A 17,880-nucleotide genomic window follows, 5' to 3' on the forward strand; every position below is an offset into this window, starting at 1 on the left:
GCGCACCAGCAGCGCGCCAATGCCCACCGGCCCGCCGATCTTGTGGGCGCTGATGGCCATGGTGGCCACCTGGCTGGCGGCGAAGTCGGTGGCCACGGCCGTGAAGGCCTGGACTGCGTCGGTGTGTACCGGGATCTGGTAGCCGGCGGCGTGCCGCGCCAGTTCGGTCACCGGCTGCACGGCCCCGACCTCGTTGTTCGCCCACATCAGGGTCGCCAGGGCGATCCGTTCGTGGTGCTCATCCAGCAGGGCGGTGGCGGCGGGCAAATCCAGCACGCCGTCCCGGTCCACTGGCATCCACACCAGCTCGGCGCCCTCGTGGGCGGCCAGCCACTCGGCGGTATCCAGCACCGCGTGGTGTTCAATGCCCGAGAGCAGGATCTTGGTGGCCTGCGGGTTGGCGGCCACCCGGTTCCAGTACAGCCCCTTCAGGGCCAGGTTGTCCGACTCGGTGCCACCGGAGGTGAAGATCACCTCGGACGGGTGGGCGCCGGCTGCCCGGGCGATCTGCTGGCGGGCCTCATCCACCACCCGGTTCGCGGCGCGCCCGGCCCCGTGCAGGGAGGAAGGGTTGCCGGTGCGCGCGAACTGGGCGGTGACCGCCTGCAGGGCGGCACCGCTCAGCTGCGTCGTCGCGGCGTGATCCAGGTATACGGCCGAAGTGTTCATCCCTTCAATGGTACGAGTTCGCCGCCCCTAGGCTGAATGGCCGATTCGTGTGAGTTCTCCTACCTCCAGCGCCTCCAGCGCGTCGCTGCCCAGCACCGCATCGATCAGTGCCCGGCTGCCGCCGAGGATGGTGGAGTCATCGTAGGGTTCGGTGGACAGCATCCAGGAATGGTCGTGGGGGAAGGCCAGGGAGGGACGCTGGCGCTGCTCTCCGGCGGTGGTGCTCGCCCACAGCGGGTTGGCCAGCTGCGCCCTGTTGAGGGCGAAGAGCAGGTAGTTGCGGTAGCCGCCGCCCAAATCCAGGCGGGGCGCGGTGCGGACCGCTGCGGGCAGTCCCGGGCGCTGGGCCTCGGCGAGCGCCCGCGCATGGGCCTGGCGGTTGTGTTCCGCGTCGGCGTTGGGGTCCGGCTCGAAGTCGATCTGGATGCGTTCGCCTCCCTCGATGAAGGCGTACCCGCCCCACAGCCCGGCCACATAGGGGGCTGCGGCGGGTCCTGGTTCAGTGTGCCGGGACAACAGCTCCACCAGGGCGCCCCACTGGTCGATGGGCAGTTCGTAGGCCGGTACGTCCCCGTCCACCCAGGCGTCCTCCTGCTGCGGGTCGCCGTGCTCGTCCAGCCCGGAGACGTCCTCGAACAGGTCGGCGCCCTGCAACCGGTGCCCGCGCAGGGCCGCGATGCTGCCCCAGCTGACCGGGGCCCCGTCCTCGTCCATGGCCGGGTGCAGGATTCGGGCGTAGGCGGCATAGCCTGCGGGGACCTGGGCGGCGATGGTCCCGGGGGCGGCGCTGTCGATGGCCTGGCGGATCCAGGTCCCGGTCTGGGCGGGAAGATGTGGCATGTCCATGTCACCAGCCTACTGTTTGCGCGGCGACGGCTGTGGGGCCGCCGGCTCGGGGCACCGGTTCCGGCTGGGGGTTCAGTGGTATGTATTAAGTGAGAGTTGTCCCCGAAAAATCTGCAGTAAGGGTTTAGATAGCGATGTTCCTGCCGGATCTGAAATACCCCGTACACGATTTTTCGCACCGGAGCATCGATTTTTCGCAGCGCATCGCGGTGATGGCGGTCGTGAACCGCACCCCGGATTCCTTCTTTGACGCCGGGTCAACCTTCGGATTGGATCAGGCCATCGCCGCGGCGATGCAGGCCGTGCAGGACGGGGCGGATTGGGTGGATATTGGCGGGGTGCCCTTCTCCCCCGGCCCGGCACTGTCCTGGCAGGAGGAGGCCGAACGCGTGGTTCCGGTAATCCGGGCAGTACGTGAGCGCAGCGATGTGCTGATCTCCGCGGATACGTTCCTGCCGCAGGTGGCGCAGGCCGCGATCGAGGCCGGGGCCGATGTCATCAACGACACCACGGGCCTGTCACAACCCGGCATGGCCCAGGTCGTGGCGGACAGCGGCGCCCACCTGGTGCTTACCCATTCACTGGCCAAGCCGCGTACGGTGTACCCGCGCCCGCATTATGCGGACGTGGTCGGTGAGGTGCGAGACTACCTGGCGCGCAAGGTCGAGCTGGCGGTGCAGGCCGGGATCGGTGAGCAGAAGCTGATCATTGACCCGGGGCATGACCTGAACAAGAACACCCGCCATACCCTGGAGCTGACCGGCAACTTCTCCCCCATCGCCGAGCTCGGCTACCCGGCGCTGGCCGCGGTGTCGAACAAGGACTTCATCGGCGAAACCCTCAACCTGCCCAAATCGGAGCGGATGGTCGGTTCGATGGTCTCGGCCACCATGTGCATCATGGGAGGGGCGCGGATCATCAGGATGCACAATGTTCCCGAGGCGGTGCAGACCGTGCACCTGATCGAAGCGGCCGCCGGTTGGCGCGCGCCGGCCTACCAGGTCCACAACATGTCGGACATCAATCCCCCGGCCCACCCCGAACACAGCCGCAACTAGGAGCTATCTGCATGCACGGAATCTTCCCGGAACCCACGCCCGAACTGAGCGACAACCAGCTGCTGGAGCGCTACGCCATCGATCGCCGGCCCTATGTCCGGTTCAACTTTGTCTCCAGCCTGGACGGCAGCGCCCAGGTCGGCGGGGTCTCGGCCTCCTTGGGCAGTGCGGCCGACCAGCGCCTGTTCAAGTTGCTGCGCCGGCAGGCCTCGGTGGTGTTGGTGGGGGCCGGAACCGTGCGCGCCGAAGGGTATGACGGACCGCTGGTGGACCCCGAATCCCAGATTTGGCGCGAGGCCAACGGCCTTGGCCGCCACCCGGTGCTGGCGATCTTGAGCAACGGGCTGAACATCTCCCCCACCTCCGCGGTGGTGCGCAACAGCCCGGCCCCGATCCTGCTGTTCACCGCCGTGAACGTGGACCCGCAGACCGCCCGGCACTACCCGCAGCATGTCCAGCTGATCCAGGTCCCACAGTTCAATGGGCTGATCAGCGCCACGCACGTGGTCCACGAACTGACCGAACGGGGCCTGGAGTGCATCCACGCCGAAGGCGGTCCCACGATCTTTGGCCAGTTCATCGACCAGCAGATGGTTGATTCACTGTGTCTGAGCATCAGCCCGCAGCTCATTGGCGGGCAGGGGGCGCGCATTGCCTCCGGCACCGGGGAACACCCCCAGGCGCTGCAGCTGCATTCTGTGCTGCACGAGGAAGGGATGCTGCTCACCGAATACCGGCGCTCACGTCCATCAGCGACAGACACCCCGGACGCACCGTAACCCTGAAGTCCCCGGTGCCCAGCTGCTCCCCGTCCCCGTAGCTGGTTCCGGCAAATTCCACCCGGGCGGTGCTGAACACCCCGGCACGCCGGTAGCGGTGTTCACGCCCGGTGAGGATCTGCACGATCCGGGGCAGCACCCGGTACAGCGGGGCGGCGGTGACTATCATGGCGTCCATGCGCCCGTCATCGTCCCGGGCTGCGGGAAACAGACCGATGCCGCCGCCCAGGGTGCGGATGTTGGCCAGGCTGGCCAGGTACACTCCGCCGTGGAAGGAGAACCCGTCGGCGCTGATGCTCAGCTGCCGGGGTTTGATCCGAGGCAGGCACAGCAGCAGCGCCAACCCGTAGCGGGTGGCTCCCAGCCAGCGCGGCAGGGCGTTGGCCGCCTCGTTGACCTGCGCTTCAAAACCGCAGGAGACCGCCCCAAGCACGAAGCGCGTGCGCTGCGGCTCGTTGGCGAAGCTGACCTCCAACACGTCGCTGGTGCGGATCCTGCCGTGACCGGCCAGGAACCCAAGGATCGCCTCCCGGGTGGAGTGCACCGAGGAGGACCGGCCCATCCGCCACGCGTCGTTGCCGCTGCCGGCCGGAAGAATCCCCATCGGGATGCCCAGGTCGATCAGTGCGGGCAGGCAGGAGTGCACCAGCCCGTCACCTCCCACAATGACCACGGCGTCACTGCCGCGCAGCCGGCTGGGCAGTTCACTGCGCGGCACCTGCGAGGTGTCCACCAGCTGCGGGTTCCGTTCGGCGTCCTGCAGGGTGGCGTGCAGCGCCCGCGCCCGGGACAGGCCGCGGCCGTGGCCGGAGGCGGGGTGGAAGACAATGGAAACGCGGTGATACCCGCGCGGGGTGTTCATAGCCTCACAGCCTACCCATGGGCGGGCGGTGGGCGGAAAAGCGCCGGGGGCATTTATGCTTGTTACACCGCAGCTTCACTCGCGCCCTGCCCCACATCGTTGAAAGGACTTGCTCCTGACCATGAGCTCGCCAAGTCCCTATGAAGTCCTTGGCATTGCGCGCACCGCCTCCCAGGCCGAGATCAAGATGGCTTACCGCAAGGCCGCCCGCGAGTCCCACCCGGACCTGGGCGGCTCCGCCGAACGGTTCCGTGCCGTGCAGCGGGCCTACCAGCTGCTCTCGGATGAGGCGGACCGTTCGCGCTATGACCGCTCCTTCCAGGCCCCCGACACCCGCTCCACTGGATCCGCCGGCACCGGCTCACGTCCCTTTGACGAGCGCGTGCGCACCTCCACCCAGCCCAAGGCGCAGATGCAGGTGCAGTACGTTCCGCCGCTGGAGGATACCGGTTTTACCGACCTTTCCGCCCAGCTCTCGCGCCGCCAGGTCCACGGCGAGCCGCGCAAGCGGGGGCTGTTCACCTCCCGCTCGCGGCTTGAACGGGAGGCAGCCACCATTTCGCTGCTTGAGCGCAACGTCCTGTCGGTGCTGCCCGCGGCGCGGCTGATCAATGGAGTGCACTCCCCCGGCGGCGGACACTATGACCACGTGCTGTTGGCCGGGTACCGGATGGCGGTCATTGGCACCATGACCCTGCCCGAAGGGTACTACATGTTTGACGGGCAGGTCCTGCGCCACGGCAATCGCATGACCCAGCCCCCGGCCCTGCAGATCTCCGGTCTGCAGCGCGCCTTCATGAACCTGAACGTGGTGCCCTACACGCTGGTGCTCACCGGACGGGACAATCCCCATGAGCCGGTCATTGAATACGGCCGCAAGGGCGCCCCGGCGTTGGCCGCCTCCCCCAACGTGCTGAACGCCGCAGGGCTGGTGCGCGAGCTGAAACTGTTCCTGGGCTCCGGCCCGCAGCCCAACCTGGTGGATCGTCCCACTCTGGCGCGTCTATTGGCCGGCATGTACTGAGCACCAGATCCATGCCCACAAATCACCGCTGCGCAGGGTCTGAAGCACTACAATTGGGTGAGTGTTTCGAATCCTGTTTAACGCCCCCGAAATTCCGGGCAACACCGGTAATGCCATTCGTCTCGCCGCGGTAACCGGCGCCGAGCTGCACCTGGTCAAACCACTGGGTTTTGACTTTGATGACGCGAAACTGCGCCGTGCCGGGTTGGATTACCATGACCTGGCGGTGATGAGCATCCATGAGGATTTGGATGCCGCATTCCAGGCGTTGGGTGAGGGCCGGGTTTTCGCCTACACCAGTGAGGGAACGACCCTCTACACCGATATCGACTACCGCCCCACCGACATCCTGCTCTTCGGCAAGGAGTCGGTCGGGCTCTCCGCGCAGGACAAGTCCCACCCGCGGGTCAACGACCTGGTGCGCCTGCCAATGCTGCCGGCGCGCCGGTCCATGAACCTGGCCAACTGCGCCTCCATTGTGTTGTTTGAGGCATGGCGGCAGCACGGTTTCGCCACAGTATAGGACATTCAGCCTCGACACCCTTCAGTCACAGGTTGATAACAACTTTGTGCAGTAGGCTCAGTTAACGCGGTGCAGCGGAATTCCGGCTGGACCAGACACAACCGACGAAACTCTCGGGAGACTCCATCACCATGAACGGTAGCTTCGATCAGCGCCGCAACGAACAGCACGATGACGACCTGGGACTGGGAATCGTTGACGAACTTGCCAGCACCTCCCGGGCCGAGAAGTCCCATAAACCACGCGGCTGGATCTTTGCCGTGGTGGGTGTCGTGGTGTTGGCGGTCCTGGCCCTGGTGCTGTTCTCCCTGCTGAACTCCGGGGCGACGAACGACACCTCCGCGCTGAAGGCCAAGGACTCGGTGTCCAACACCCTGGAACTGCGCAGCGGCGGCAAGGCGACGGTGACCACCTCCGAATCCGATCGGGCGGTCGCCGTGGAACTCTCGGGTCTACCGGCCCTGGATGAGTCCGAGCGCTACGTGGTGTGGGGCATCGATGACGAGGGCAACACGATGGTGCTGTTGGAAACCGCCAAGAGCGCAGATCAGGCCGGGGTGAAGGACAAGCCGGCCCTGGCTTCCATCCTGGTCACCGTCGAGACCACGCCCACCCCGGAAACGCCAACCAGCGAATCCGAGGCCTCGGTGGATCTGCCCCTGGATCCCAACGCGCCGCAGGAAGACGGCACCACCAACGGCGACGACGCCTAGCGTCCGTCCACGAGCAGCAACGAAGGTCCGTGAATCCCCGCTGGGGTTCACGGACCTTCGTCATGCCGGGCCGTTTGCGCGGCCGCAGTTCAAGCCGGTGCGGCTAGAACCCGGCAATCGTGTCATCGGCGTTCACCGCCACCGCGTGGAAGCTCTCGGCGTGCCGGGCCTGCTCCAGCCCGCCGCGCACCGCGTTCTCCCGACACTGTTGTTCGACGAACTTCTCCATGGCTCCAACATCCGGGTGCTGGGTGAAGTGCGAACGCAGCGCCTCCATTTTGCGTCCGAAGTGCTCGGTGATGTCCACGAACGCGTTTTCCCGTTCCTTCGGCGCCCCGTAGAGCCACAGCCAGGGAACCTTGTAGGCTTCCAGGCCCTGCTCGGTGATCAGCTCCGGGAAGCTGAACGGGTTCTCCACCGCCGGATAGATGGCCCGGGTCACCGCCTCACCACAGGCCAGGTGGTCCGGGTGTGAACGCTGCAGGCGGTCCCACGCCCGTTCCGGGTGCATGGCCATGACAATGTTCGGACGCACCTGGCGGATCAGCCGGACCACTTCGCGGATCACCCGCTGGTTCGGCTCCAAGAAGCCGTCGCGTTCGCCCAGGAAGTGCACCGTTTGCACGCCCACCTTGGCTGCGGCCTCGCGCTGTTCCAGGTGGCGCAGCCGGGCGGTTTCCTGTGGGTCCCGGTCATCAAAGCCGCCGGCGTCCCCGTCGGTCATGATGCAGTATTCCACCTGCACCCCGGCGGAGGTCAAGGCGGAGACGGTGCCGGCGGCCCCGAAGTCCAGGTCGTCCGGGTGCGCGGCAAAGGCCAGCACGCGGGCGGTGGATGGTTGAATAAATGGCAGGGTATCGATCATGACTTGCGGCGGCGAATCTCCTCGGCGGCCTGCGGCAGCACCTGGCGCAGGTCACCAATGATCCCGAAGTCGGCGATCTCAAAGATTGGCGCGTCTTCGTCCTTGTTCACCGCCACAATGTACTTGCTGGTCTGCATCCCGGCCTTCTGCTGGATGGCCCCGGAGATGCCCACCGAAATGTACAGCTGCGGGGAGACAGTGGTGCCGGTCTGCCCCACCTGGTAGTCGTGGTCGATCCAGCCGGCATCGGTGGCGGCACGCGAGGCACCCACCGCCGCGCCCAACGCGTCGGCCAGTTCCTCGATCGGTGCGAAGTCGCCATCGACGCCGCGCCCGCCGGCCACCACGATGCGTGCCTCGGACAGGGCCGGGCGTCCGGTGGAAACCTTCGCCTGGCGCTCGACAACCTGTACTGCACTGTTGGCGGCCGCGACCTGCAGGTCCTGCACCTGCGGCTGCTGCCCGGCGCCGGCGGGGGCGTCCTCAATGCTGTTGGGCTTCACGGTGACCAGCAGCACACCGGAGGCGGCATTGGCCTGGGTGGTGTATGAGCCGGCCAGTTCGTCCTTGGTCACGGTGCCGTCACCGGCCACATCCACGGCGTCGGTGATCACCCCGCCGTTGCAGCGGATGGCGGCACGGGCGGCGACCTCGCGGTTGAAGCTGTCGTTGGCCAGCAGCACCAGCTCGGGGTTCACCGAGCTGATTGCGGCTTCAAGGGCGGCCACCTCGTGGTCCTGGAAGGAGTCAGCGGCCGGGGCCTGCAGGACGCTGGTGATCCCGTAGCCAGCAAGAACCTCAAGGGCCGGGGCCGAAACCTCACCCACCACCGCCACGGTGGCAGGGGAGAAACGGGTGGCCAGGGTCAGCAGTTCGCGCTGGGCCTTGGTTGGTTCTTGGCCCAGGGCGTCAAAGAATACTAATGCGGAAGTCATGTGGTTCAGTCCTTAGATCAGCTTCTGTTCGGCCAGGTAGTCGACCAGCGCGATTCCGGCCTGGCCGTTGTCCGTGATGACGGTACCGGCCCCGCGCGCCGGGCGGGCGTTGGCCGAGAGCACACGGGTGGGCGAACCGGCTGGGCCAACGCTGGACGCGTCCAGCCCCAGGTCGGCGGCGCTGACCTCTTCCACCTTCTTCTTCTTGGCCGCCATGATGCCGCGGAAGTTCGGGTAGCGCGGCTCATTGGCCTGGTCGGTCACCGACAGCACGGCCGGTAGCGAGCCACGCAGCGTCAGGGAATCGGCGCCGTGATCGCGGGTGATGCTCAGCGTCCCGGCCGCCGAATCGAAGTCCACGTTCGAGGCGTTGGTCAGGGCAGCGAAGCCCAGCAGTTCTGCCAGCTGAGCCGGAACGATGCCGGTTTCGGCGTCGGTGGAGGCCATGCCGGTGACCACCAGGTCGATGTCCCCGGCATACTTGATCAGCGCGGCCAGGGCCTTGGCGGTGGCCACGGCGTCGGAGCCGGCCAGGGCCTCGTCGTTCAGGTGCAGTCCGCTGGTGGCGCCCATCTGCAGGGCCTTCTTCACTGAAGCCACCGCCTTGGGTCCTCCCATGGTGGCCGCAATGACTTGGTTGCCTGCCTTGGGCCCGCCGCGGTCCTCGGCGATCGCCAGGGCCGCCTCCACGGCGTATTCATCCAGCTCGGAAAGGATTGACTCGCTGCGGTCGATGCGCAGGGTGTCCAGGTCGATGTGACGGTCAAACTGAGCATCCGGTACGTGTTTGACCAGTACCAAGATGTTCAGTGGCGTGCTACTCGCGTCGCTCATTCTCGCCTTTCATGCAAAGTGTCTTCGCTGTCGTAAAGACCGTGGAAGGATCTCTTCCACCCTTATCGTATCGGCGCACCGGCAATACGCCAGAACCTTTTGAAAAATCCAACGGCGGTACGTGACGCATGTCCTTGCATGTCGTAACACGTACCGCCGTGGCCTCATTGCCGGTTCACATTCTGCTTCCCCCGCCGCGCATCGCTGCGCGGCCGGCCGGGATCTTCGTCAACTTCTTCAACACTGCTTCACACTTCGCCCCATAGGAGGGCGAAGTGTGAAGCAGTGCCTGCTGGGTTCTAGTCCTCCAGGGTGCCGACCGTGACCTCCACGTCTTTGGTTTGCCCGTCCCTGATGTAGGTGATCTTCGCCTGGCCCTTGGCCGGAACCTCACGGATGGCCGCGGTCAAGGTCTGTGAATCCTGGATGGGACGGTCGTTGACACCGGTAATCACATCCCCCGACTTCAGCCCCGCTTCCGCGGCGGCCGAACCGGAGCTGATGTCCACGATCTTCGCCCCGGTGCTGAACCCGGAGCTTTGCTGCCCGGTGCGTGCCGCGGCGGCCTGGACAGTGGCGCCCAGCAGCCCGTGGGTGGCCGAGCCGTTCTCAATCAGTTCGCTGGAGATGCGCTTGGCGTAGTCGATGGGGATTGCGAAGCCCACGCCAATGGACCCCGAGTCTTCGTCCCCCGAGGAGGCGATGGCGACGTTGACCCCGATGATCTCGCCCTTCGCATTGACCAGGGCGCCACCGGAGTTTCCGTGGTTGATCGCCGCATCGGTCTGCATGACATTGATGTAGATGGAGCCCGAGTTGTTCTTCTGCTGCGGTGCGCCGGGGAATTCGAAGTTGAACTCACTATCGCCCCCGCCGTCGCTGGGCTGTTCCGGCACTGCGGAGGAGGCCACGGAGATCGTGCGGTTCAACGTGGAGATGATCCCGTCAGTGACGGTGCCGCTCAGTCCCAGAGGTGCGCCGATGGCCACGGCGGTGTCCCCGACGTTCAGGCTGCTCGACTCGCCCAGAGTCGCTGGAACCAGGCCCTCGGCGTCAATCTTGATGACCGCCAGGTCCGACATCGGGTCGGTGCCCACCAGCTCCGCGGAATACACCTTGCCGTTGTTCAGTCGCACATTCAGCTGCGGATTGCCGGTGGCCCCGCCCAGGGTCACCACGTGGGTATTGGTCAGGATGTGCCCCTGATCATCCAGCACGATGCCAGAACCCGAGCCGGCCGAACCGTTGCCGGAAGCCTCGATCGTCACCACGCTGGGCGCGGCCTTGGCGGCCGCGGCGGTGGCGGTGGTGACCGTTTCCGGGTTGTTGATGACCACGCCGTCCTGCGGACTTTGCACCTGGGCGGTGCCGCTGGAGTTGGGGTTGATCAGGTAGGTGGTCCCGGCGGCGGTGACCCCGCCGATCAGGGCGGCGGCGACCATGCCGGAGATCAGGGTGGTCCCGGCATAGCGCTTGCGCGGCTTGCGCTCGGGAGCCTGCGGCGACTGGTGCGGGTGGAAGTCCCCCTGCCCATACGGGTTCTGCCCGGCCGCGGAGTGCTGCTGGTCAGCGGCCGAGTAGTAGTGGCTGGCCGTGGGGTATTGGGTGGTGGGCGCTCCGCTGTCGTGCTGGGAGCCGGCTGCCGAGCGCGGGTTTGGCTGGTTGGCATCCTGCGGGGTCACCGGTTCCCCGGCGTTGTGTGCCGGCTGGCCCACGCGCGGTTCGTGGTCCCCGCCCTGGCCCGGTTCCCTGGGATCACTCGGTGACTGGCTCATGGTTGCCTCTCTAGTTCTCTTCGATCTCTTGGTAATTATTATTCCGATGCGAACTGTGGCCTTAAGCGGGAGAAACTGAGCAGCCGCTGTGAGTTCGGCGCAAGTCAACACGGCCAACCCGGGCTTTACCGGTCTTACCCTATGGAATCACGAAAATTCGTGGCACGGTCCTGAATTCGCCGAACGGGCACGGGTATTGTGTAACTCATATCCGCATGCAGATCTGAGTAAGGACGAAAATGCGACGTACCGCACGGGGACTACTGGCGGCGGTCGTGACCGCCGTGGCCATGTTGTTTGCTCTGGCGCTGCCCACTCATGCCGAATCCCCGGTGGATATTCCTCCGGGCAGCTTCGTGGTGGACAACTCCGGGGTGCTGGGCGGCGGTGAAGCCAACGAGCTGGAGGAGGAGATCTCCAAGCTGCGCTCCGAGACCGGGGTGAGCCTGTTCGTGGTGTTCGTCGATCAATTCAGCAATCCGCAGGATCCGCAGCAATGGGCCGCCGACGTGGCCGAGCGCAAGAACATGGGCAGCAATGACACGATTTTGGCGGTGGCCACCGAGCAGCGCCAGGCCCAGTTCCTGACCTCGCAAAGCGGACCGCTGGGCGGCGCCGGTCAGCAAATCTATACCCAGTACATTGCCCCGGAACTGAACAACCTCGATTGGCTGGCCGCGGCCGAAGGTGCCATCAACGGCATTGAGGATGCCGCCAGGGGCACCGGCTCGCGCGGTGGATCCTCTGGCTCGGGCTTCTCCCTGGTGCCGATCCTGCTGGTTTTCGCCGGCGTGGCCGTCATCGGCTACTTCGTCTTGTCCCGCCGCAGCAAGAAACAGGTCCGCCGCGGTCAGGCCCAGCCCAACCAGCCGGTCCAGCCGGCCATCCCCCTGGACCAGCTGCGCAAGCAGGCCGACCACCTGCTGGTGGCGGCCGATGACTCGATCCGCTCCTCCGAACAGGAACTGGGTTTCGCCGAGGCGCAGTACGGCTCCGCGGCGATTGCCACGTTTACCCAGGACCTGTCCAAGGCCAAGGAGCACCTGCGCGAGTCCTTCAAGCTGCAGCAGCAGCTGGATGACGAGATCCCGGACACCGAAGAAGACCAGCGTTCGTGGCTCAACGAGATCATCCGCAGATGCCAGGAGGTCAATTCGAGCCTGGAAGCCCATGCCGCGGACTTCAAGTCCCTGCGTAAGCTGGAAACCAATGCGGAGAGCCACATCTCCGAGCTGGAGGCAGGACTGGAGCCGTTGAATCAGCGGTTGTCCCAGAGCGTTGCCCTGCTTGAGGACCTCTCCCAGCGCTACGCCCCGGAAGCCACCTCCCAGGTCTTGGATAATGCCTCGCAGACCTCCGAGCGCATCAGCTTCATCCGCTCGGCGCTGAACCAGGCCCGGACCGCGATCCAGAACGGCGAACGTTCCCAGGCCGCGGTGCTGGTGCAAAACGCGGAGGAAGCCCACGATCAGGCCACCGGCCTGCTGGATGCGATTGCCAAGTCCAACGAGGCGCTGACCAACGCCGAGGCGGATCTGCGGGCGGCAGTGGCCGAGGCCGAGCAGGAGCTGTCCCAGGCCAAAGCGCTCATGGGCGCGCAGGGCGGACAGCGGTTGGCCGCCCCGATAGCAGCCCTGGAAACTGCCCTGGAATCCGTTAAGCGTTCCATGCGGCAGGGCAAGCCCAACCCCTTGGCCCTGATCGCAGCCCTGGACGAGGCGGGACAGGCGTTGAGCAATGAGCTGGGAACCCTGCGTGAGAAGGATGAGCAGGAACGTCACGCCCGCTCCCAGCTGCAGTCGGTGCTGCGCACCGCCGAATCGCGGATCAACGGCACCGATGACTACATTCGGGCCCGCCGCGGCGGGGTGCGTTCCTCGGCCCGCACTCGCCTGGCCGAAGCGCGGCGCTGCCATGAGGATGCGGTGCGGCTCTCCGGCTCGGATCCCATCCAGGCCCTGGCCACCGCCCAGCGGGCCATTCGCCTGGCTGAGGAGGCCGCGCGCATGGCCGAGAGCGATGTTGATAGCTTCGGAGGCCCGGGCGGCTATGGCGGTTACGGCCAGGGACGACGCGGTCCGTTCGACGGATTGGGCGGGGCCGTGCTCGGCGGCATCCTGATTGATTCGATCCTGCACGGGGGACGTTCCTCCGGCGGCCATTCCGACGGCGGCTTCTTTGGCGGCGGAGGATTTGGCGGCTTCGGCGGCGGGGGCGGCGGCTTCGGCGGTGGAGGCGGCGGCTTCGGCGGCGGGGGCGGCGGCTTCAGCGGTGGAGGTGGCAGCTTCTAACTTCCCTGGCGTCATTACCGGTTTGACCCTGTTGTTCAGATTCACCATTGTTTTACAACCAATAGGAAGGTTCACATCATGACCAAGCAGTCCATTTTTGGCCGCGTTGCCCAGCTGGCCAAGGCGAACATCAACGCCATGATCGATTCAGCCGAGGATCCGCAGAAGATGATGGATCAGATGATCCGCGACTACACGAACAACATCGCCGAGGCCGAACAGGCCGTGGCCCAGACCATCGGCAACCTGCGGATGCTGGAAGACGACTACCGGGAGGACGAGCAGGCCGCCAGCGAGTGGGGCACCAAGGCCCTGGCCGCCTCGAACAAGGCCGAGGACTTCCGCACCTCCGGGGAGGACGCCAACGCCGCGAAGTTCGACAACCTGGCCAAGGTGGCCATCCAGCGCCAGATGCAGGCCGAAAGCGAAATGAAGAGCGCGCAGCCGACCATCGCTTCACAACGTGAAATTGTTGAGAAGCTGAAGACCGGCCTGGAGCAGATGAAGAGCAAGCGCACCGAACTGGTTTCCAAGCGGGACGAGCTGACGGCCCGTTCGAAGGCCGCTGCCGCCCAGAACCAGATCAACGAAGCGGTCAAGTCCGTGAACATCATGGACGCCACCAGCGAGATCAGCCGCTTCGAGGAAAAGGTTCGCCGCGAGGAGGCACGGGTCCGCGGCGCCTCCGAACTGGCTTCTTCCAGCCTGGACTCCCAGTTCGAGCAGCTGGAGGATCTGGGAGAGCAGACCGAAATTGAGGCTCGTCTCGCGGCGCTGAAGTCCAAGCAGACCGGCGCCCTGGAGAACTAGTACCTGTAGGCAGCAACAGCATCCGTGGCCGTCACCGTTCTGGTGGCGGCCACGGGTTTATCTGGTCCGCTTGAGGCTGCGCGCCAGGCCCGGAAACCGGCCAAGCGATTGCGCCGGATAAAGCAAAAGAGGAGATCCTTTCGAATCTCCTCTTATCTCGTGGCGGGGGAAGGATTTGAACCTTCGACCTCCGGGTTATGAGCCCGGCGAGCTACCGAACTGCTCCACCCCGCGTCGGTAAATACAACATTACCAATCCTTGAACTCCATGGCTAATCCTGGACCGGTGACCTTCGTCACCGGAGGCTTTCCCGCCCTGCCCGGGACGACTTGGTTGGATTATGCCGCCACTGTTGAATGATGCCTGTCAGAGAATCCAGCCCCCGCCAACGCGGGGGCTGCCGGAACCACTGTCCCCGAAGTCGTGCACGCCCCTTGCGATCCCGTAAATGAGCCGGCAGGCCTTGCTGGACACAACGTCTCATCCGGACCGCGCGGTGAGCCCTGAAGCGGCCATAGCGCCTACCGCCGTCCGGCGTTGGGAAGCTTTAGGGCCACCGGGCCATTCCTGCGCCCCTTGCGACACGGCCCGGGTTGGAGGGCATCAAATCGTCCGGACATGCAAAAAGGTGGAAACGAATTGTTTCCACCTTTTTGTCTTATGTGGCGGGGGAAGGATTTGAACCTTCGACCTCCGGGTTATGAGCCCGGCGAGCTACCGAACTGCTCCACCCCGCGATGACTAGACTATTCTTCATCATCGCGGAGCGGAATGCAAATCGGGCTGCCTGGGGCTGGCCGGGACTAGTTCCCGTCCTGCGGCTGCTCGGTCGGAGCGCCGCTTTCCTCCGGGGCCGGGGCCTCGGTCCCATCGGCCTCCAGCGCCCGGCTCAGGGCGTCCTCCAAGGCCTTCTGGGCTTCGCCATAAGCACCGAAGTCACCATCGGACAGGGCCTGCTGGCCGCGCTTGATGGCTTCGTTCGCGTCCTTCAGCGCCTGGGTCAGCTTCTCCGAGTCGGTCTGCTCCGGGGCCTTGGGCTGCTCATCATCCGGCGAGTCGCCCGGGTCGGCGCCATCATGCTCCTGGGTCACCGCTCCGGAGTCGCCTCCGAAGATCTCATCCAGGGCTTCGCCCAGGGTGTCAGCGAACCCGACCTCGTCACCGAAGGCCACCAGGACCTTGCGCAGGGTTGGGAAGCTGGTCTGGCCCGAAGACTGCACGTAGACCGGCTGCACGTAGAGCACACCGCCGCCCACCGGCAGCGAGAGCAGGTTGCCGCCCTTGACCTCGGAGGCACCCTGACGCAGCAGGTTCAGCTGGGTGGTGACCCGGGTGTTCGTGTCGAAGTTCTGCTGTGCCTGGCCGGGGCCGGGGACCGCGGTGTCGCGCGGCAGCTCCAGCAGCCGCAGCTTGCCGTAGTCCTCGTTCTTCACGCCCGCTTCCCCGCCGGCGTCAGCGTTGGCGGAGAGGAAACCGAACAGCACGTTGCGCTGCTGCCCGTTGCGCGAAGCGGCCGGGATGAACGTGGTGGTCAACGAGAACGTCGCATCGTCCTGGGTCGGCATCTTCAACGACATGTAGTACGGAGGCTGCTTCACGTCCCCGCTACTGGCCGTCGGATCGCTGGGCACGGCCCAGGCGTCGTTGGCCTCGTAGAACGTGTCCGGGTTGGTCACGTGATAGGTGGTCAGCACCTCACGCTGCACCTTGAACATGTCCTCCGGGTAGCGCACGTGCTCGATCAGTTCGCCGGACATCTCCGACATCGGCTTGACCGAGGTCGGGAAAATCTGCTGCCAGGCCTTGAGCATCGGCTCCTGGTCATCCCAGGCGTACAGGTCCACCGAACCGTCATAGGCGTCCACGGTGGCCTTGACCGAGTTGCGGATGTAGTTCACCCGGCCCGAGAGCCGGTCGAATTCCGAGGCGTTGGTCAACGAATCGGTCACCGCCGATTCCAGCTGCTGCTGCTGCGAGTACGGGTAGGCGTTGGAGGTGGTGTAGCCATCCACGATCCACTTCACCCGACCGTCGATGATCGCCGGGTAGGCGTTCGAATCCAGGGTCAGGTACGGGGCGACCTTGCTCACGCGTTCGCGCGGGTTGCGGTCGTAGATGATCTGGGATTCGGCGTTCACCGCATCCGAGAGCAGCAGGTCGGTGGACGCGAACTTCAGCGAGTACACCAGGCGGTTGAAGAAGTTGCCGATGTTCGGCCCGCCGTCGCCCTCGAAGGTGTAGCGCACGTCCTCACCCTCGGAGCCGGTGCTGGGGCGGTCCAGTTCACGCGGCTGCCAGTCCTCCGGGCCACCGACAATCGAGTAGTCCGGGGACCGCTCACCAAAGTAGATCCGCGGTTCGTAGCTTTCATCGCTGGCCAGCTCACCGCTGGTCGGCACGCCCCCGAGCATGAAGTCCGGGCGTCCGCCGGCGGCCACGCGGTTGCCGTAGGCTGCCACCAGGCCGTAGCCGTGGGTGTAGGTGATGTGCTGGTTGATCCACGAATCGTTCGGGTCCACGGTGATCTCACGGGCGGCGATGACCGTGTCCTCGGTCTTGCCGTCGATCTCGTAGCGATCAACGTTCAGGTTCGTGGGGAACGCGTAGTAGCTGCGGAACTGCTGCAGCTGGGCGAACGCCGCGGAAACCAGGTTCGGATCCAACAGGCGGATGTTGGTGGTGGTCGCCTTCTCGGCGGCCAGCGCACCGGATTCGGCGGTCACCTTCGCCTCATACGGGGTCACCTCCACATCCTGCAGGCCATAGGCCTCCCGCGTCATCTTGATGTTGCGGTCAATGTATTCGCGTTCCAGGGACTTCTGCGAAGGCTGCACCTGGTATTCCTGGACCAGGAACGGGTAGATGCCCCCGGCCACGATCATGGTCACCACCAGCATCGCGGTGCCGATCAGCGGCAGGCGCCAACGCCCGGTGAAGGCGGCAATGATGAAGGTGATGGCAATCAGCACGGCGATGATCGCCAGGATCATCCGCGCCGGGATGACCGCGTGCACGTCCTTGTACAGGGCACCGGCCACGCGGCCGGACTGGTCGGTGAGCGTCTCGTACTGGCCAATCCAGTAGTTCACGCCCTGCAGCACCAGGAAGACGGCCACGACGACGGCGGTGTGCACCCGGGCGGCCTTGCCGATGGTCACTCCCCCGCGTTCCTCGATGCGGATCCCGCCGTAGAGGTAGTGGGTCAGCAGCCCGGCCACCCCGCCGAGCAGGACCACCGAAATCAGGAACCCGTTGATCAGTCCGATGAACGGCAGGGTGAACACGAAGAAGCTGATGTCCAGGTTGAACTGCGGGTCGGTGGTGCCGAACTCCTGCTGGTTCATGAACAGCAGGATGGTCTGCCACTGGCCGGCCACCGCGATTCCGGAGAACACACCGATCACCACGGGGATGCCGATCATCAAGAAGCGGCGGATCGGCTCCAGCTGCGCCTGGTAGCGGGACATCATGTCCGGGCGGTTTGAGCTGGGCGCGTACACCGGGCGGTGCTTGTAGGCGCTGCGCATGGACAGCCACATCGGCACGGCCATGAGGGCGGCGGCAACGATGAAGATGACCACCTTGGCGATCTTCTCGGTCCAATACACCTCCGAGTATCCCAGCTGGTTGAACCAGAGGATGTCGGCGTAGAAGTTCGAGAAGAAGACGAACAGCGCGACGAGGATACCCACCGCGAAAATCGTCAACGTCAGCGGCGAGGTTTTCCGATTCGGCGGGTTCGGTGGGCGCTTGGGTTCATCGGATCCCCGCGGGGGCCCTCCGAATGGACTGTCAGGTCCGAATGACACTATTTTTTCCTCACACTCAAGGTCCCGGTGAGCAAAGTTCGTGCCGAGACGCGTGTATTTACTTACATTGGTATCTGGTCTGCGGG

General features: G+C 65.4%; 15 protein-coding genes and 2 tRNA genes. 7 read left to right on the plus strand and 10 right to left on the minus strand.

Going from position 1 to position 17,880, the window contains the following annotated elements; genetic code table 11:
• Positions 1 to 669, minus strand: a 669-nt coding sequence (locus tag RCJ92_RS07735) for a cysteine desulfurase family protein (RefSeq protein WP_446754252.1), incomplete at its 3' end; no start/stop codon positions are given.
• Positions 670 to 696: 27 nt separating this feature from the next.
• Positions 697 to 1,515 (minus strand): hypothetical protein, encoded by an 819-nt coding sequence (locus RCJ92_RS07740; RefSeq protein WP_446754253.1) that lies wholly within the window; start codon positions 1,513 to 1,515, stop codon positions 697 to 699.
• Positions 1,516 to 1,649: 134 nt separating this feature from the next.
• Here RCJ92_RS07740 and folP point away from each other — a divergent pair, with 134 nt between their 5' ends.
• Positions 1,650 to 2,573, plus strand: coding sequence for a dihydropteroate synthase (folP, locus tag RCJ92_RS07745; RefSeq protein ID WP_138926492.1), 924 nt, complete (start codon positions 1,650 to 1,652; stop codon positions 2,571 to 2,573).
• A gap of 11 nt (positions 2,574 to 2,584) precedes the next feature.
• Positions 2,585 to 3,352: a dihydrofolate reductase family protein gene (locus RCJ92_RS07750; RefSeq protein WP_446754254.1), complete on the plus strand. Its 768-nt coding sequence runs from the start codon at positions 2,585 to 2,587 to the stop codon at positions 3,350 to 3,352.
• Here RCJ92_RS07750 and RCJ92_RS07755 read toward each other — a convergent pair.
• A complete protein-coding gene (locus tag RCJ92_RS07755) occupies positions 3,297 to 4,214 on the minus strand; it encodes a diacylglycerol/lipid kinase family protein (protein ID WP_446754255.1) in 918 nt (305 codons plus the stop codon). The two genes, RCJ92_RS07750 and RCJ92_RS07755, sit on opposite strands and share 56 nt — an antisense overlap.
• Before the next feature lie 121 nt (positions 4,215 to 4,335).
• Here RCJ92_RS07755 and RCJ92_RS07760 point away from each other — a divergent pair, with 121 nt between their 5' ends.
• The 3 genes from RCJ92_RS07760 (at position 4,336) to RCJ92_RS07770 (ending at position 6,474) form a co-directional block, all read left to right on the plus strand.
• Positions 4,336 to 5,238, plus strand: coding sequence for a J domain-containing protein (locus RCJ92_RS07760; RefSeq protein WP_446754256.1), 903 nt, complete (start codon positions 4,336 to 4,338; stop codon positions 5,236 to 5,238).
• A 61-nt stretch (positions 5,239 to 5,299) separates the two neighbouring features.
• Entirely contained in the window at positions 5,300 to 5,761 is a 462-nt protein-coding gene (locus RCJ92_RS07765) for a tRNA (cytidine(34)-2'-O)-methyltransferase (RefSeq protein ID WP_346921831.1), read from the plus strand.
• 131 nt (positions 5,762 to 5,892) lie between these two features.
• Positions 5,893 to 6,474: an anti-sigma factor domain-containing protein gene (locus tag RCJ92_RS07770; protein ID WP_138177490.1), complete on the plus strand. Its 582-nt coding sequence runs from the start codon at positions 5,893 to 5,895 to the stop codon at positions 6,472 to 6,474.
• Between the two features lie 103 nt (positions 6,475 to 6,577).
• Here the strand turns inward: RCJ92_RS07770 and RCJ92_RS07775 are convergent, their stop codons facing one another.
• The 4 genes from RCJ92_RS07775 to RCJ92_RS07790 all read right to left on the minus strand — a co-directional run bounded on the left by RCJ92_RS07775 (position 6,578) and on the right by RCJ92_RS07790 (position 10,883).
• The gene (locus RCJ92_RS07775) at positions 6,578 to 7,339 is read right to left on the minus strand and encodes a PIG-L deacetylase family protein (protein WP_138177489.1); all 762 of its coding nucleotides are present in this window, start codon (positions 7,337 to 7,339) and stop codon (positions 6,578 to 6,580) included.
• Positions 7,336 to 8,274 (minus strand): electron transfer flavoprotein subunit alpha/FixB family protein, encoded by a 939-nt coding sequence (locus RCJ92_RS07780; protein WP_138177487.1) that lies wholly within the window; start codon positions 8,272 to 8,274, stop codon positions 7,336 to 7,338. The genes RCJ92_RS07775 and RCJ92_RS07780 overlap by 4 nt, the downstream gene beginning before the upstream one ends.
• 12 nt (positions 8,275 to 8,286) lie before the next feature.
• Positions 8,287 to 9,108, minus strand: coding sequence for an electron transfer flavoprotein subunit beta/FixA family protein (locus tag RCJ92_RS07785; RefSeq protein ID WP_175419387.1), 822 nt, complete (start codon positions 9,106 to 9,108; stop codon positions 8,287 to 8,289).
• 299 nt (positions 9,109 to 9,407) lie between these two features.
• Positions 9,408 to 10,883 (minus strand): S1C family serine protease, encoded by a 1,476-nt coding sequence (locus RCJ92_RS07790; RefSeq protein WP_138926499.1) that lies wholly within the window; start codon positions 10,881 to 10,883, stop codon positions 9,408 to 9,410.
• Between the two features lie 239 nt (positions 10,884 to 11,122).
• On the opposite strand from RCJ92_RS07790, the gene RCJ92_RS07795 reads away from it, so the two are divergent.
• Together RCJ92_RS07795 and RCJ92_RS07800 are read left to right on the plus strand one after the other, a co-directional pair.
• Positions 11,123 to 13,174, plus strand: coding sequence for a TPM domain-containing protein (locus RCJ92_RS07795; protein ID WP_360028778.1), 2,052 nt, complete (start codon positions 11,123 to 11,125; stop codon positions 13,172 to 13,174).
• A 78-nt stretch (positions 13,175 to 13,252) separates the two neighbouring features.
• Positions 13,253 to 13,984 carry a PspA/IM30 family protein gene (locus RCJ92_RS07800; protein WP_138177481.1) on the plus strand — a complete coding sequence of 244 codons (732 nt, stop codon included), beginning with the start codon at positions 13,253 to 13,255 and terminating at the stop codon, positions 13,982 to 13,984.
• 160 nt (positions 13,985 to 14,144) lie between these two features.
• On the opposite strand, the gene RCJ92_RS07805 is transcribed toward RCJ92_RS07800, so the two are convergent.
• The 3 genes from RCJ92_RS07805 to RCJ92_RS07815 form a co-directional block, all read right to left on the minus strand.
• Positions 14,145 to 14,218 (minus strand) — tRNA-Met (locus RCJ92_RS07805).
• 430 nt (positions 14,219 to 14,648) lie between these two features.
• A tRNA-Met gene (locus tag RCJ92_RS07810) sits at positions 14,649 to 14,722 on the minus strand.
• Between the two features lie 66 nt (positions 14,723 to 14,788).
• Positions 14,789 to 17,794 (minus strand): UPF0182 family membrane protein, encoded by a 3,006-nt coding sequence (locus RCJ92_RS07815; protein ID WP_446754257.1) that lies wholly within the window; start codon positions 17,792 to 17,794, stop codon positions 14,789 to 14,791.
• Positions 17,795 to 17,880: the final 86 nt, after the last annotated feature.

It is taken from the genome of Glutamicibacter sp. BSL13 (assembly GCF_052928425.1).

What these genes read in the sequence shown, in the direction of transcription:
- RCJ92_RS07740 (WP_446754253.1), bottom strand. Translation starts at nt 1,515, where the DNA reads ATGGACATGCCACATCTTCCCGCCCAGACCGGGACCTGGATCCGCCAG.
- folP (WP_138926492.1), top strand. Translation starts at nt 1,650, where the DNA reads ATGTTCCTGCCGGATCTGAAATACCCCGTACACGATTTTTCGCACCGG.
- RCJ92_RS07750 (WP_446754254.1), top strand. Translation starts at nt 2,585, where the DNA reads ATGCACGGAATCTTCCCGGAACCCACGCCCGAACTGAGCGACAACCAG.
- RCJ92_RS07755 (WP_446754255.1), bottom strand. Translation starts at nt 4,214, where the DNA reads ATGAACACCCCGCGCGGGTATCACCGCGTTTCCATTGTCTTCCACCCC.
- RCJ92_RS07760 (WP_446754256.1), top strand. Translation starts at nt 4,336, where the DNA reads ATGAGCTCGCCAAGTCCCTATGAAGTCCTTGGCATTGCGCGCACCGCC.
- RCJ92_RS07770 (WP_138177490.1), top strand. Translation starts at nt 5,893, where the DNA reads ATGAACGGTAGCTTCGATCAGCGCCGCAACGAACAGCACGATGACGAC.
- RCJ92_RS07775 (WP_138177489.1), bottom strand. Translation starts at nt 7,339, where the DNA reads ATGATCGATACCCTGCCATTTATTCAACCATCCACCGCCCGCGTGCTG.
- RCJ92_RS07780 (WP_138177487.1), bottom strand. Translation starts at nt 8,274, where the DNA reads ATGACTTCCGCATTAGTATTCTTTGACGCCCTGGGCCAAGAACCAACC.
- RCJ92_RS07785 (WP_175419387.1), bottom strand. Translation starts at nt 9,108, where the DNA reads ATGAGCGACGCGAGTAGCACGCCACTGAACATCTTGGTACTGGTCAAA.
- RCJ92_RS07790 (WP_138926499.1), bottom strand. Translation starts at nt 10,883, where the DNA reads ATGAGCCAGTCACCGAGTGATCCCAGGGAACCGGGCCAGGGCGGGGAC.
- RCJ92_RS07795 (WP_360028778.1), top strand. Translation starts at nt 11,123, where the DNA reads ATGCGACGTACCGCACGGGGACTACTGGCGGCGGTCGTGACCGCCGTG.
- RCJ92_RS07800 (WP_138177481.1), top strand. Translation starts at nt 13,253, where the DNA reads ATGACCAAGCAGTCCATTTTTGGCCGCGTTGCCCAGCTGGCCAAGGCG.